15 protein-coding genes are annotated in these 15,286 nt (G+C 51.3%); 4 read left to right on the top strand and 11 right to left on the bottom strand.

All coding sequences use genetic code 11. The annotated features are described in order from the left end of the window. Positions 1-9 precede the first annotated feature (9 nt). From recG to P1U47_RS09865, 3 genes are all read left to right on the top strand, one after another. Positions 10-2,130, top strand: a complete 2,121-nt coding sequence (recG, locus tag P1U47_RS09875) for an ATP-dependent DNA helicase RecG (RefSeq protein WP_301028649.1) — start codon at positions 10-12, stop codon at positions 2,128-2,130. Positions 2,131-2,305: 175 nt separating this feature from the next. Then, on the top strand, positions 2,306-3,178 hold the full coding sequence (locus P1U47_RS09870) for a dihydrodipicolinate synthase family protein (RefSeq protein WP_301028647.1): 873 nt from the start codon (positions 2,306-2,308) through the stop codon (positions 3,176-3,178). Between the two features lie 63 nt (positions 3,179-3,241). Next, on the top strand, positions 3,242-3,616 hold the full coding sequence (locus P1U47_RS09865; protein WP_301028646.1) for a hypothetical protein: 375 nt from the start codon (positions 3,242-3,244) through the stop codon (positions 3,614-3,616). A gap of 43 nt (positions 3,617-3,659) precedes the next feature. Here the strand turns inward: P1U47_RS09865 and P1U47_RS09860 are convergent, their stop codons facing one another. The 11 genes from P1U47_RS09860 to P1U47_RS09810 all read right to left on the bottom strand — a co-directional run bounded on the left by P1U47_RS09860 (position 3,660) and on the right by P1U47_RS09810 (position 12,564). Beyond that, a complete protein-coding gene (locus P1U47_RS09860; RefSeq protein WP_301028645.1) occupies positions 3,660-4,001 on the bottom strand; it encodes a DUF805 domain-containing protein in 342 nt (113 codons plus the stop codon). Between the two features lie 70 nt (positions 4,002-4,071). After that, a complete protein-coding gene (locus tag P1U47_RS09855) occupies positions 4,072-4,512 on the bottom strand; it encodes an SRPBCC domain-containing protein (RefSeq protein WP_301028644.1) in 441 nt (146 codons plus the stop codon). Positions 4,513-4,778: 266 nt separating this feature from the next. Further along, positions 4,779-5,456 carry a hypothetical protein gene (locus P1U47_RS09850; protein WP_301028642.1) on the bottom strand — a complete coding sequence of 226 codons (678 nt, stop codon included), beginning with the start codon at positions 5,454-5,456 and terminating at the stop codon, positions 4,779-4,781. 62 nt (positions 5,457-5,518) lie between these two features. After that, positions 5,519-6,325, bottom strand: coding sequence for an FTR1 family protein (locus tag P1U47_RS09845; protein ID WP_301028641.1), 807 nt, complete (start codon positions 6,323-6,325; stop codon positions 5,519-5,521). 31 nt (positions 6,326-6,356) lie between these two features. After that, complete coding sequence (locus P1U47_RS09840; protein WP_301028640.1) at positions 6,357-6,659, bottom strand: cupredoxin domain-containing protein; 303 nt, start codon at positions 6,657-6,659, stop codon at positions 6,357-6,359. A gap of 29 nt (positions 6,660-6,688) precedes the next feature. Next, entirely contained in the window at positions 6,689-8,086 is a 1,398-nt protein-coding gene (locus P1U47_RS09835; RefSeq protein WP_301028638.1) for an ATP-binding protein, read from the bottom strand. Then, positions 8,083-8,745, bottom strand: a complete 663-nt coding sequence (locus P1U47_RS09830; RefSeq protein WP_301028637.1) for a response regulator — start codon at positions 8,743-8,745, stop codon at positions 8,083-8,085. The genes P1U47_RS09835 and P1U47_RS09830 overlap by 4 nt, the downstream gene beginning before the upstream one ends. Before the next feature lie 60 nt (positions 8,746-8,805). Continuing rightward, positions 8,806-9,612, bottom strand: coding sequence for an SDR family oxidoreductase (locus tag P1U47_RS09825; RefSeq protein WP_301028636.1), 807 nt, complete (start codon positions 9,610-9,612; stop codon positions 8,806-8,808). A gap of 40 nt (positions 9,613-9,652) precedes the next feature. Beyond that, positions 9,653-10,309, bottom strand: a complete 657-nt coding sequence (locus tag P1U47_RS09820) for an iron-containing redox enzyme family protein (protein WP_301028635.1) — start codon at positions 10,307-10,309, stop codon at positions 9,653-9,655. A gap of 1 nt (position 10,310) precedes the next feature. Beyond that, the gene (locus P1U47_RS09815; protein ID WP_301028634.1) at positions 10,311-11,924 is read right to left on the bottom strand and encodes an AMP-binding protein; all 1,614 of its coding nucleotides are present in this window, start codon (positions 11,922-11,924) and stop codon (positions 10,311-10,313) included. Next, the gene (locus P1U47_RS09810; protein ID WP_301028633.1) at positions 11,917-12,564 is read right to left on the bottom strand and encodes a thermostable hemolysin; all 648 of its coding nucleotides are present in this window, start codon (positions 12,562-12,564) and stop codon (positions 11,917-11,919) included. The genes P1U47_RS09815 and P1U47_RS09810 overlap by 8 nt, the downstream gene beginning before the upstream one ends. A 637-nt stretch (positions 12,565-13,201) precedes the next feature. On the opposite strand from P1U47_RS09810, the gene P1U47_RS09805 reads away from it, so the two are divergent. Further along, positions 13,202-15,244, top strand: coding sequence for a chemotaxis protein CheB (locus tag P1U47_RS09805; protein WP_301028631.1), 2,043 nt, complete (start codon positions 13,202-13,204; stop codon positions 15,242-15,244). Positions 15,245-15,286: the final 42 nt, after the last annotated feature.

Here is a 15,286-nt window from a genome sequence, read left to right as displayed (position 1 = left end):
CGCAGGTTTATGAGCCGCCCACCCACCAATAAACCGCCCGCCACGCTTGCGCTAGATCAGCTCGGCATTTCAGTTTTAAAAGGCGTGGGACCAAAGCTTAAAGAGAAGCTCTCGGCGCTGGGTATTCTTACCGTACAAGATTTGCTGTTCCACCTACCGCTGCGCTACCAGGACCGCACCCGTATTACCCCGATTGGCGCGCTGCAACTCAGCACCGATGTTGTCATTGAGGGCAAAGTATTGGTCGCCGACATTGTCTTTGGTCGGCGCCGCAGCTTGGTATGTCGCATTCAAGATGGCAGTGGCACCACCACCCTGCGCTTTTTCCATTTCAGCGCCGCCCAAAAAGCCCAGCTCAGCCCTGGCGCGCGGCTGCGCTGCTTTGGCGAACCGCGGCGGGGCAGCGGCGGCCTAGAGTTTTACCACCCAGAATACAGAGTGCTCGGCGGCGACGAGCCAGAGCCTGTTGAAGAGCGCCTAACGCCTATTTATCCCAGTACCGAAGGTTTTGCGCAAACCAGCTGGCGCAAACTCTGCGATCAGGCGCTGCAGTACCTCGACCACCACCCCGTAAGCGAATGGCTACCCAAGCAATCTCTGCCCAGCGCATTGATGAGCAGCCACTGGACCTTGGCCGAGGCGCTACGCTATTTACATCATCCGCCCACCGACGCATCAATAAGCCAATTACAAGATGGCCTACACCCCAGTCAGCGGCGCTTAGCATTTGAAGAATTGCTCGCTCACAATTTAGCACTGCAGGAACTGCGCAAAGAAACCCAGCGGGCCGGCGGCCCTGCACTCGACGGCCCCACCACCTTGCAGCGCGAATTTTTAAAAGGTCTCGGCTTTAGCCTTACCGGCGCCCAACAGCGGGTTGCCAAAGAAATTGCCACCGACTTGCGCGGCCACATTCCCATGCTGCGCTTAGTGCAGGGCGATGTTGGCAGCGGTAAAACCGCCGTGGCCGCGCTTGCAGCGCTGCGCGCGATTAGCAGCGGCTACCAAGTGGCCATGATGGCGCCCACCGAAATATTGGCCGAACAGCATTACCACAGCTTCAGCCAGTGGCTGGAACCTCTCGGCTTAAAGGTGGCGTGGCTCACCGGCAAGTTAAAAGGCAAAGCCCGCCAACTGCAAAGCGATGCCATTGCCGACCACAGCGCCCACCTCGCCGTTGGCACCCACGCGCTCTTTCAAAACGACGTTGAGTTTGCCCGCCTCGGTCTGGTAATAATTGATGAGCAACACCGCTTTGGGGTGCATCAGCGCTTGGCGCTAAAACAAAAGGCCGCCGCCAATGTTGGCCAACCCCACCAGCTCATCATGACCGCCACCCCCATTCCCCGCACCTTGGCGATGACCGCCTACGCCGATCTCGATACCTCGGTTATCGACGAGTTGCCGCCCGGCCGCACGCCGGTAAACACCGTGGTGCTCGGCAACGAACGCCGCGGCGATGTGATGGAAAGACTGCGCGGGGTCTGTGCCAGTGGTCAGCAGGCGTATTGGGTATGCACCCTTATTGAAGATTCTGATAAATTGCAGGCCCAGGCCGCTGAGGCGAGCTGGGAATTACTCAAGGAAACCCTGCCAGAATTGCGCGTCGGCTTGGTTCACGGCCGCATGAAGCCCAAAGAAAAAGCGGCGGTAATGGCTGAGTTTAAAGCCGCAGAATTAGATTTATTAGTCGCCACCACCGTTATAGAAGTGGGCGTAGATGTGCCCAACGCGTCTTTAATGGTGATTGAAAATGCCGAGCGCCTCGGCCTTGCTCAGCTCCACCAATTGCGTGGCCGCGTCGGCCGCGGCAGTCTACAAAGTTTTTGCGTACTGCTTTATCAAGCGCCGCTATCGCGCAATGGCCGCGAGCGACTATCGGCACTGCGCGACAGCAACGACGGTTTTGTCATTGCCGAACAAGACTTAGCGCTGCGCGGCCCAGGTGAAGTATTGGGCACTCGCCAAACTGGATTAATGAGTTTTAAAATTGCAGATTTGCAACGCGACGACGACCTACTCGACGCCGTGCGCGACCAAGCCAAGCTTATAATTCAGCAATACCCCGAGCGAGTAAAACCCCTTATTCAGCGCTGGCTTTCTAACCGTAGCGTTTACGCGTCAGTGTAATTACTGCGCCGCCTATCTGCCCACTTTACGCTTTAAAATAAGGCATTTCCCAATATTCCGCCTCCAAAAAAGTGCACTAATTTAATCATTACTTGCACTGCGACTCACTAACTATACGCCGCCACAGCGCGCCGCTATACTTAAATTTTGCATTTCCAAAGTGAGGCGCAACACGATGAAAGGAATTATTGTCGATTTAATTACCCCCACCCACGCTAACGGTGCGCCAGATTACGAAACCCTAGAAATACTGGTGGATTGGCATGTGGAAAACGGCAGTAGCGCCTTGCTCGTCGGCAGTTCAACTGGTCATCCCGCCGCACTCAATATAGAAGAACGCACCGAACTGCTGCGCCGCGCCATTTGGCAAGCAGACAGCCGAATTCCAATTATTGCCGACCTCGGTGATAACAGTAACAACCAAGCATTTGAATTTGCGAGTATCGCCGACGAATACGGCGCGAGCGCACTATTATTCACTGCCGCTGCCACTGCGGGCTGCTCCCAAAATGAAATACTAGAAAATGTTCGCACACTCGCCGGTGCGGCCAAGCGACCCTTAATTGTGCGCGCCAATTTCGATCATCCAAATTCATTATCGCCCAGCAGCGTTGCTGATCTTGCCCAAATCTCGGGAATAAGCGGCTTTGTCGACGGCTCTACTAACTCCACTACCGCACAAGAGCTACTCAGTCTAAAGTTACCAATAGGTTTCGCCTTATATGCCGGCCATGACGCCAGCGCCTGCCAGCAAATATTAATGGGCTACCGTGGCAGCCTCTCCATAGCGGCCAATGTCAATCCGGCACAACTACAAAAATTATATAGCCTTGCGCAAGCAGGTGACCGCGACGGTGCAATCGCGCTGGATCTGCATCTGCAAGCGTTGTACTCGGCGTTATTGGAAGACCCAAATTCTATTCCCCTAAAGTGGGCACTGGTTGAAATGGGTTGCATTCCAGAAGGTGAGCACCCGCCAAGCTTAGGCCAAGCCAGCGATTATTCAAACCTACGCCGCGCCTTGCGCGCCGCACAAATTCCAATATAAAACGGTGCATAATTTCGTCGACCGGTTCAAACTGGTCGACCACTCTAAACATAAAATAACAATATGATTAATAAAATTAACAATCTGCGACGTTTCTTTCGGCTGCCCTACCCCAGAGCGGCACAGCCACCACTCAGGGTAAATAAAGACACCGCCTACCGCGTTTTAGAAATATCGGAACTCGGCATTTTACTTGCGCAAAAATTAGAGTCTCCGCTACAAATAGGCGAAACACTGACCGGCAACATCCTGTTTCACGACCACCACAGCGAAGAGATTGAAGGCAGCGTTTACCGGCTCGACCCCCGCGGGGTGATCGTCCAGCTAAGCCGTGGCATCAGCCCTAAATATATGATGAAAGAACAAATCTACGTCAAAAACACCTTTCCCGTGTTTTTCCGCTATACCGTGCTGGAAAATTTTAAAGCGACTAAATAGAAAGTAGCCGCCGATATGTGCAAATAAAGGTAAGCATATAAAACTACTCAAGCACCCGAGCTGGTCCGTACTCATTATCTGCATGACTGGCTTCGCAAAGAAAAATGAGCATCACAATCGCACCAATTAAAGGAATAAGGTAGATCAACTGCCACCATCCCGAACGGCTAGTATCATGAAGACGTCGCGCCGTAATACTAATACTGGGAATTAAAACAACGAGCGAAAATATTGGCGCAAGCCACGCCGTGTATAGCACACTATCAATAACAAATAGCCCAACATAAATAAGAACGTAAATTAGCACGAACATCCAATAGTCTTTACGGCTTGCCCGCCCAGAAAATTCGGCGTATTTTTTAAAAGCGTCGGTAAAGTATTCCATTCTAAAAATCCTTTTTGCATATCGCTAGGTGGAAAAACAACCCGCCTGTATTAGGAACCTGACCTTATTGCTAATCCTTGCAGGCTTCGTTAAGCACACATGTTAGGCGATCTATATTCTGTTCGTTTGCAGAGCCAACCCTTTGCTTAACCGCCTGCGCGGTAGCAGCGTCATCAAAAACTTGGTCCCACGTTAGGTGAGTACCCTCACTGACCGGCGTGAGCCGCACCGTAAGTTTGAAGTTTGGCGGGCAATCATGATGAATAACAATCTTGCTATTGGGTACAAGCTCCTCGAAGAGGCTTGTATTTGGGTAGCTGCTCCCATCAGGACCATGCATTGTAAAATTCCAACGGCCACCTGCAGCAAACTCAAAAATATCAAAGGTGTTGGAAAAGCCTTCAGGCCCCCACCACAAAGCCAATAAATCGGGCGAGGCAAAAGCCTCATATATGGCTTTGGGGGTGTATGGCAGATTTCTAGTAGTGCGCAATGTTCTGTCGTCATCCATAAGCAAGGCTCCAATTTTGGGTGGTTTTATACTGTATGACTTTGGAACTAAAAAGTAGTCGTTTCACTATATAGTGCAGATAACATAATTTGGTCTACGTCCTTATACTTGCCGGCAGCATTAAGAGCGCATACAACTGACAAGCGAGCGAGTGCCAAAGAAGTAGTAACCAAAATCAATTTCGTGCGCTCATCGACGTTACCAGTTAATTCTGATGCCGAGTACCTCCTATTTATTGGCTTGTAATAACACCCTACACCTAAGCGTTAATAAAACTCGTATTCCAGCATCAAGCGAAGGGTGTAGTCGGCACTGCTTTCGTTTAAGCCAATTACGCTGCCTAACTCCCAGCGGATGCTGTCGGTGGTACTTAAGCGAGTCATACCCACTAAGGCTGGGCCAATGCCGCGGTAATCTTCTGCGGCGTAAAATTCTAGGGCGGGCTCTAAGAATGCTTTGTAGCGATAGCGTGCTTGCACTGAAAAGCTGGTTTCAAATTCGGCGCCGGTGGCTTCACTGTCTTCGTAAATCAAACCAGCGTTGCCGGTAAAAATATAGCTGCCCCACTCACGCAGGGCGATCAATTTGGTAGCCAGCTCTTCAACGTCACTGTCGCGGCTGTTTTCGTATTCTACTATTACGCCCCAATCTACAGGGTATTCGCCTTGCTCGGTAAGCTGCCAGCGCGCTTCCAGTTCATAGCCGCTAAAGCTGGAGGCATCGTCGTCGCCACGGCCAATCACATAGGCTTCTAGTGCAAGGGTATCGCTTATGGCGGCGCCAAAGCCTAAACGCTGAATAATGACGCCATTTGGCGCTTGCAAACCACCTTGGGCGCGGCTAACGCGGTATTCCAATTCCTTTTCTAGGGCGTTAACGTAGGGCGGGTATATTTTATCTACTGCTAAACCATCTGCTAACACGGGCAGGCTTGCGCTAAGCAAAAGCCCGGCGCTTAGGCTGCAAGTGATTAGTTTACAGATACGTGAGCTCTCAACGTGTGTCATTATTCGGTGTCCGATGTTAATGCAGACTGCGACCTAGCACCGCGCCAATAACTGAGCAGCAAGCTCGCCAGCATCAATAAAATGGCCGCGGCGTAAATTGCAACTTGCGCGGGCGACGGCGAGGCTTCGTAGCCCATCATGGCGTACAGCAATTGGCCCGGCAAACTATCCTCTGGCAGTAGGCTGCTACTGTCCCATGTTTGGCCGTCGGGCAACCAATCTGCTTGGGTTAGCATTTTACAGCCCTGCAATACCATGCCGCCAGCCACTAAGGTTAACAATCCGCAGCCGAGTAACACCGCGCGACGTGAGCTAAAACTAAGCAACCAGTAATAAAACAGCGCGCAAAAGCTAAAGCCAATACCGAGTCCAATCGCTGAGCCACTATACAGCCCCATACGCGATTCGCTGCTTTGCTGAAACGCCGATAAGTAAATGTAAATTTCTGAGCCTTCACGAATTACCGCTAAGGCGATCGCGGCGGCCATCACCCACAATAAAACGGTATCCTTACTATGAGGGGAATGAAGATGAAACAATAGTTTTCGGCAGCTATATAATAGACAGAAATAAATGAGCACTTGGATGGTGGCATCACTTAGCTCTTGGCCAACGCCATCCCACATTTGAGAAATACGGCCCATTTGGCTGCCATAAAGCACCGAGCCCAGTAGCCCAGCCAAAACGCCCCATTTAAACCACGCCTGACTAACGCTCAGCTGGCGACACATCGACAGTAAGATGCTGATTAGCAGCGCCGCCTCTAGGACTTCGCGAATAATGATGACAACACTTGTCAACAACATACTTTTTCACTCTCGAGCGGTTTATGTTTCATCATTCTGAAATGATTTTTCCCTGGGCGCTTTTGGGATTAAATTCACCAAAAAAAGGATAGTCACCCGGCGGCAAAGGCCCTATAAAAATAACAGCTTTGTGCCCACCTAAAATGACCTTCTCGCGGTTTAATTCGTAGCTTTCAAATTCTTCTGGCGTGCGATCTAGATTGTGAACAAGCAGCTTTATTTTTGTGTTAGCCGGTATACGCAATTCCGATGGTGAAAACAAATGCTCGCGGATTTCTAAATTGAATACCGGCTTATCTGCCAAGGCCGCCGCAGGCAACAATATAATAGCCATTAGATAAACCCACCATATCGCTGTCTTTCTCACAGGCCATCTCCCGCGCCACTGTATTGCTTTGTGCTATTAATTTTCTTTGAGCCTTTGCCATGCTGAGCAATATTTTTAGTGCTAAGCGGTAATGGAAATATGATATTTACCGACAAGCCCTGCCCCTCGTCTAAGCCTTTTGCCATAATAATTTTTGCGCCGTGTAATTCTGCAATATGTTCCACAATTGACAGGCCCAGACCACAGCCGCTGACCCCAGAGCTATGACGGTCGCCCCCCAGCCGGTAAAACCGTTCAAACACCCGCCGCTGTGCCGCTTCAGTTATTCCCGGGCCATTATCTGCCACCGTTAACCACACCCCGTCGGCCTTACGCTCTGTGCGCACTTCGATTCGGCCACTTTGCTGGGTGTATTTACTGGCATTGTTAAGCAGATTTTGCAGCAGAATGCCGAGCGCAAAGCGATCGCCGTCGACGATCGTCTCGTCGCCAACTAATTCTATACTTTGGCGCTTACCAGCAAAATCGGCGTAGCGCTCGGCAATAAGCTCGCGCGCTAAGCTGGGCAGCGAAATTGACTCGAACTTGGCGGGGTAGTGGTCTGGCGTGGTGCGGTGCAGCAGCAACATTTGCTCTACTAAATGCGCCAAGCGGTCTACGTCTTTAGTTAAACTGCGCAGCGAATCACTGCTGCTGGGCAGTTCCTCGCGCACATTGTGCAGGTGCATTTTTATGGCGCTGATCGGCGTGCGTAACTCATGCGCCGCATCCGCAGAGAAGCGCCGCTCCCGTTCAAACGAGGCGTTCAAGCGACCTAACATAGAGTTAACGGAGTGAATTACCGGCATCAATTCTTCTGGGGCGTCGTCGACTTTAATGGCGCCAAAATCGTCGGGGCTTTTGCGACGCAATATACTCGCTAAAACACCGAGGCTTTTTAAGCCGTGGCCAATAATCAACCAAATCAGAATTCCCGCCACCGGTAATACCAACACCACCGGCACAATGGATTCTAATATCACGCTCTCGGCCAGCCGATAGCGCTGGTCTACCCGTTCGGCAACCATCACCCGGCGACCGCTATCGGCATTTACATAGTTTAAGGTTCGCCAGCGATAATTATTAAAATTATGTTCACTAAAGCCCAGCTCGTCGCTAATCAGTTCTGCAGGCGCGTGGGCCGAGCGCCACAGTAATTGGCCGTCGCGGCTAAAAATTTGAAACACCATTTGCTGGTCGTCGGGGGCGGGCGGCGCCACCCTGTTTGGCAGGGGCATTGCCGCAAACTGGGCAGCCATTTCACTGAGCTTTTGATCAAAGAGGCTTTCGGCTTCTTTCATACTTGAGCGGTAGCCATGCAACGCGGCAATAAAATTTACTAGCATCAGCGCCGACAGTACGCTGATTACCAGAAATCGGCGCATTGAATTCATTCACTGCCGCCCAAAATAAAGCCAACACCGCGAATGGTTTTAATGAGGCTGTGGCCCAATTTTTTACGCAAATTGTGCACGTGAACGTCCACCGTATTGCTGCTAACTTCGTCGCCCCAGCTGTATAGCTTTTCCTCTAATTGTTCGCGGCTAAACACCTGACCAGGCCGGTCGGCCAAGGCCCGTAAAATAGCAAATTCTCGCCGCGATACTTTTTGTACTTCGCCATTGAGCTGTACTTCATGACTGGCGATATTAATACTCACATTACCAATTTGCAGCTCGGTTTCGCGCATCTGGCCATTGCGCCGCGACAACACCCGAATACGTGCGAGTAGTTCGTCAAAGGCAAAGGGCTTAGTTAGATAGTCGTCGGCACCGGCATCGAGACCAGCAATTTTGTCACTGAGTGCATCCCGCGCAGTGAGAATAAGCACGGGAATGCCAGCGAGTAGCTGGCGTAACTCTCGCAACAAACTAAGGCCGTCGATATCGGGCAGGCCTAAATCTAAAATCACTAAATCTAACTGGCCCGCCTCATAAAAGCGGCGGCCCTCGGCGCCGGTTGCGGCGTGGTCTACCGCATAGCCAGCGCGGCGCAGCGCGGTTACCATGCCTCCGGCCAAAGATTCGTCATCCTCTATTAATAATAGGCGCATTGTTTTAGCTCGGCTCACACAGAAGTTTTGATACTAGCACGTATTCTGTCGGCCGCCGTGTCACAACGATGCGCCACGGTGTTGTTTTGCGTAGCGCTGAATAACCGGCAATTGCTTTTTTAGAGCGTTGGCCACCACATTGGGCAGCAAGGCGTTTAAACGCACAAAGAATTTTTCTGGCCAGCCTAAATAGCGATTGCAACTACGGCGCTGTGACAGCAGTTGTAAGGCCGCTGCCGCAACAATTTCTACTTCATCTTCACTATTGCCCAGCTCTTTGTTCATCGCCACCACGGCGGGGCTGTTCATGGTAGTTCGCACCGCCCGTGGCGCAAGATAATGTACGGCAATCGGCTGATCGGCCAGCTCGCGCTGTAATGCCTCGGTAAACCCGCGCAGGCCAAATTTACTGGCGCAGTAGGCGCTAAAGCCCGCGTAGCCAATACTGCCAAAACTAGAGCCAATATTGATAATGCAAGCGTTAGTGCTGGCACGAAGCAGCGGTAGTAACGCCCGGCAGAGGAGTATGGGCGCTATTAAATTAACCTGCAGCATATGCGCTATGGCGTCGTCTGGCAGGTCTGTAACGAGACCGAAATCAGACACTCCCGCATTATTAATAAGCACATCTATGTTCCCCATCGTCGCCAGTTCGGCGGCGAGGCTAGTAATCGTTGCCGCGCTACTCAAATCGGCAAGTACAATTTGGTGACGCTCGGGTTGATTCAAACTATCGCGCAGCGCCGCCAGTGCCTCACTGTTTCTGCCGAGTAAAACGACGCTATGCCCCGCTTGCGCAAAACCTTGTGCCATGGCGCTACCAATACCGCCAGTGGCGCCAGTTAAAGCAATTTTGAGCGCAGTCATATCAATTTCCTTTTACTGCCAGCAGTTAGGCAGCTTGCAATTACAATGTGCCGTTACCCAGCTCACGAAAGATGTTGCCGTAAAGTCGGTAAAACATTTTTGCGCTGTGGATGATCTCGGCTTGATCGGCAGTATCGTCGATACGGTTCATTAAACCTTTAAAAAACTCAACGTGACTAACATCGAGAGCGCCATGAGATTTTAAATAACTAAAGGCCTTGTTCGGCAAGCCCAAGCTAGCTTGAATTGCCTCGGCCGCATTGTCGGCGACCGCAATGCTAGTGCCTTCAAGCACCTGCACCATGCCAAAAAAGCCAACGGGATTCACGCGGTTAATCTTGTCGTAAGCGTAGGCTACCATTAGCTCGGTAGCCGCTGCGGGGCGGCTACTACTAACTAACTCGCTGTCACCACCGCAGGCGCTAATGTCATTTAATATCCAGCGCTGATGGCCCAGCTCTTCCTCTATGTATTCTGCCACGGCTTCGCGCAGCCACTCGTAGCGCTCTGGTAGGCGACCACCGCAGGCCATTAACAACGGCACGGTGTGTTTAACATGGTGATAGGCTTGGCTTAAAAAGCCGATGTATTCCGGCAAACTTAATTCGCCAGCCACCCCACGCTGTAAAAAATCGATTTGGTATAGGGCCTCGCGGTCTAATTGGGTTTCGTTTTGCAAACGCTCATAAAAACTCATACTACGCTCCACGGCCGCTGCTTGCGGGATCAATTCGTTCTAGATTGGCGCTTGCTAGCTCAAGCTCAGATTGGTGTTGCGACGAAGCATAAGCCCGCTGGACGCCTCCGAAGGGATAAGCAACACTCGGATAACAATGCGCGACCAGCTCGGGATAAGCGGCGATAATCGCCTGGCGCCGCAAGCGGCCATTGGCAGTGAGCAAGCCATCAGCAACGCTTAAACGCCTGGGCAAGGCCGCCCAGCGGCGGATTTGCGCGTAGTCGGGAAGACGCTGATTGCACTCGCGTATATAGCGGCCAATATCGTCGTAACGATAACTTGGCGTCACAAAAATTAAGGCACTGCAGTAAGCCTCGGCATCGCCAATAACCAAACACTGCGCCACACCGGCGTAGGCTAATAATTCGCTCTCTGGCCATTCCGGTGAAATATTGCGACCATAGCTGCTCACCAGCACATTTTTACTTCGCCCTTTTAGCCACAAAAAGCCGTCTTCATCTAGCTCGCCGAGGTCACCAGTGGCGACGGTATTTTCCGATTGGGGCTCGGCACTACCAAGATAAGCAAGGTATACATTGCCCTTAACCATCACTTGGCCGTCGACAATATCTAACTGACAGTGATCCAATATCTTTCCGGCGCAACCCGCGCGCTCGGCACTGGGGGTATTCAAGCTCACCACTGAGCCACATTCCGACAAACCATAGCCTTCATAAACGGGTAAACCCAATTGTCGCGCCTGGGTAATTTGTTCCGGCGCCACCCGAGCGCCGCCCACCGCCAAGAACTGTAAACTTGTTGGCGGCTGCCACTGGCCTTGCTCGGCGAGGGCTATCAGACCCTTAAGTAACTGTGGCAGCAACACCGCGCTGTCTGGCTGCACATCGCTTAGGCAAGCACTCAGTGCTTGAACATCAAGGCCAGAGCTACCAGCCCAGCCCAGCGTCTGCAAGCTGGGCATTACCACCTCGGCGCCGCGTAACAGGGCGGCGTAAACGCCGGCCACATTTTCCAACAAGGTTGCTAGCGGCAGTACGACCAAATGGCGGCGCAGGGGTGTGGCCAACAATGCGCTGTTCAACGCTGTCGCCGTTGCCAATAGGTTCTCAGCCGATAGGCAAACACCTTTTGGCGCGCCGGTTGAGCCAGAGGTATAGGTAATTTTTACTGTGCCAACGGGTAGATTGGCGGTTTGCTGGGTCTCCTCAAGCGGCCAAACGCGTAGTTGTGGCAGACCGTTAAAACCACTTACCTCGCGCTTGCTAGCGAGCACACCTTGTAACTGGGTGTCGTCGGCAGTGCGATCGCTAATCAAAATTTCAGCACCGCTGCTGCGTAAGGTATTTGCTAACTGCGCGGCACTAAAAAACCCCGGAATGGGAATAAGTGCCACACCTGCTCGCAAGCAGGCTAAATCGGCGATGACCCACGCGGGGCTATTGTCGGCCAATAAGGCAACGCGACGACTCCCCAGCTGAATCAACTCCTCAGCCAAGCCGTCGACCGCAGCCAATAAGCCGCGGTAAGTGTATCGATCTTGCTCACCAGACAGCGCCGCGCACTCACCCGCCGTGCGGGCAATATGTCGTAACTCGGTAAGTAACTTAGTCATATAACGCACCTATATTATTACTGGTGCAACTCGCTTCAATTTGGTGTTTGCAGCTGGCCAATAACATACTCGACATCGGCTGGCGGGCGAAGATATTAAGGGCGTGAGCGGCATTTACCGCCACCAAGGAGGGCGAGCTGTTGTAATAGCTCCCCCAGTTAGCTAACTGCTCGCCGAGCCTGCCACCATCGGCCCTGCCCAGCACATACTGCTTTACACCTAAGCGAGCCAATAATTTTTGCACTTCTGGGGTTGCCGTAAACACCGCCCATTCTGCCCCCACCTCAACAATTAGGGCCGCTAGCGCAATAAACAGCATTTGGCTACTCCCCCGCCAAGTGGACACCAAATTACCCACTTCTACCAAACTGTCTCGCTCAACTGAGCTCGCGAGTAAATCGCCTAATATCAGTTGCGCAGGCCGATCCATATACTGCTCTAAAAACAGCGCTCGGCCATGATCGGCGCGCCGCATACCCAGCACCCCAGCCAAATCGTCACCGGCCCGCATCACCAACAAGAAGGGTAAAAATTCCTGTAGCTTGGCGCCGTAATTTGTATAAAATTTATTGGCTATATAGGTCTCTATTTCAGCGCGCTCTGCACCACGGCGACCAATAACACTTAGACGGGGCGACATATCTATTGTCTTGCTACCCTGAGGGCGATTGGGCGCAGTGCGACCTAGTTCGTTTTCTGCCAAAACTACCTGAGCTGAATGCATCGTTTTGCCCTCACATCACTATTTCATGCTGGTAGCCTAACGAGCTATTTTTAAGAAACACTTAAGAAAATGCGTGCGCCACAGCGAAATCAACACTGTTTTTGTAACAACTACATAAGCCAAAATGCGGGCACATCACTCCCGCAAAAAATAAGGCCTAAATAGCACCAGCCTAACTGGCCGACCTTCGGAAAGTGCCTATACTCTCAAATGCCGAGATACGTATACTTAGAAGCCGTGTATAAAATATTTACGGCATACCGCGTTATTTTAGGCGCGCAAAGCTTTTATAGGGCGGCCCAAATTACGGCCCCACAACTCGAAACCAATCGCTTTTAATCAATTTGCGCGGGATGCCCAGGCCAAACGCGACACGTAGGTCTGCGCATGCAGCGCAGAAATTTGCTAAACGGCCTAGCCCGCCCTGCAGAAGATGTGAGTATGGAAGGTCGAGCTAACCCAAGCCAGCCTCGTTCAGCGGATACGCAGCACACTTATCCGCGGTTTTCTGCTATCCACGGTGGTCAGCACAAGCTACATCAGGGTAGATACCATGCAAAAGGATAAAGAAACCAGCGAATCCAAGGACTTAGTCCCACCGCCAGCGACTAAGCCCTTAACCGTTGTTGGCGTAGGCTCCAGTGCTGGCGGGCTCGAAGCCCTACAGATAATGATTGCCAATTTGCCCGACGACACCAATATGAGCTTTATAGTGGCCCAGCATCTGTCGCCATCGCATAAAAGCATGATGGTTGACTTGCTGGTAAAAGATGCGCCCATTCCGGTGTTTACTGCGGTGGACGGCGAAGCCCTGCGCGCCAATGCCCTTTATATCTGCCCACCAAACCACAACATTGAAATTTCACGCGACAACAAAATCGTGCTGACAAGCTATATTGAGGCCCGCCATACCCCGCGGCCATCAATCGACATGCTGTTTGAGTCGATTGCCACCCATAAAGGCGATGATGCTATTGGCATTATTCTGTCGGGCACCGGCAGCGACGGCAGCCGCGGCATACGCGCGATTAAAGCCGAAAACGGCTTTGGTATAGTCCAAGATCCCAATACCGCCAAATATGACGGTATGCCTAACTCTGCGATTAACTCCGGCAATGTCGACTTAATTGTGTCGCCTGAGCAAATTGGCGCAGAATTAAAAAGCATTGTTATGTTTCCTAGAGACAGGACGATTATTGACGAAAAAACCATTCCCCGTGAAACCTATATTGGCATCATACGGCTGCTAAAATTACACTCAAAAGTCGATTTTAGTCTGTATAAAGAAAACACCATACTACGCCGCATTGAGCGGCGGATGACCTCGCTCAAAATTGCCAAGTCTGAAGATTATCTGCTGCATTTGAGCAAGCACAGCGAAGAAATCAGTTTTCTGTTTAACGACATGTTAATCGGCGTTACCTCGTTCTTTCGCGACGTGCGCGCCTACGAGGCCTTGCGCCGTGAACTGCAACTGTATTTGGCAAACAAAACCGACAAGATTATTCGGGTGTGGTCGGCAGGCTGCTCCACTGGTGAAGAGCCTTATACGCTGGCGATGATTATCAGCGATATCCTCGGCGACAAGAAAAACGAATATAAGATTCAAATTTTTGCGACCGATATCGACGAGCAGGCCATTAGCTTTGCACGAGAAGCGGTATACCCAGAGAGTGCGCTTCACTATTTGCCAAAAGAAATAAAGGCCAAGTTTTTTACGGTCAATGGCGACCAGTACGAGGTTATCAAACCAATTAAAGCGATGGTGATTTTCTCGCTGCACGACATTAACAAAGATCCACCGTTTTTACGGCTAGATTTAATTACCTGCCGCAATTTGATGATTTACTTCACCGCCGAATTGCAGCGCATGTTACTACCCACCTTTCACTACGCCTTAAATCCGGGCGGGCTGCTGATGCTCGGCATTTCGGAATCCATTGGCTTATTCCAAGAGCAGTATCGCGTAATCTCAAAAAGCGCCAAACTTTATCAGGCGGTATCGATCAACAAATCCTTGCCCCCTGAGCGGACCATGCACAGCCGCCGGATTCCTGATTATATTGAGCCTACTCCGGCGGTGGACCGCCATATCATGTCGCCCACCAAACGCCTAGACCAAGACTACAGTGCACTGATCATGGAGGCCCTGAAAAGTCGGGTACTGCCAAATGCACTATTAATAAATGAAAACCAAGACATTGTGTTTAGTGAAGGCAATAATGAATTGCTAGTTCGAAGCGAAGGCATTCCGACTAATAATATTTTCAAAAACTTTCATCCTAAATTAACGGTTGAACTGCGCTCTTCGCTCCATGAAATTGACGTTGGCAAACCCTTTGTTGATACCGGCTACCAAAACATCAAACTCAAAGACGACAATGTTTGGGTGAGAATGATGCTAGTCAGAGTGGATCGTTCACCACCACTGGGCAGGCTTACCGTTATCTTTACCGATATTGAGCGGCCCTTTGCCCTGCCCAATATAAAAGATATAGAGGGCAATATTGGCACTGAGGTCGCGAAGGAGCAGGAGCGCCTTCTCAACCGCACCCGCGACCAACTGCAGAACGTTATTGAGGAGTTCAGGCTGTAGAAAAATACCTATAGGCCAGGCCATTGCTGAATTCTTAATGTA

It is taken from the genome of Zhongshania sp. (genome assembly GCF_029212375.1).
Classification (GTDB): domain Bacteria; phylum Pseudomonadota; class Gammaproteobacteria; order Pseudomonadales; family Spongiibacteraceae; genus Spongiibacter.
The sequence above is the reverse complement of the archived record's forward strand: the minus strand, read 5'-3'. Positions and strand labels throughout refer to the sequence as shown.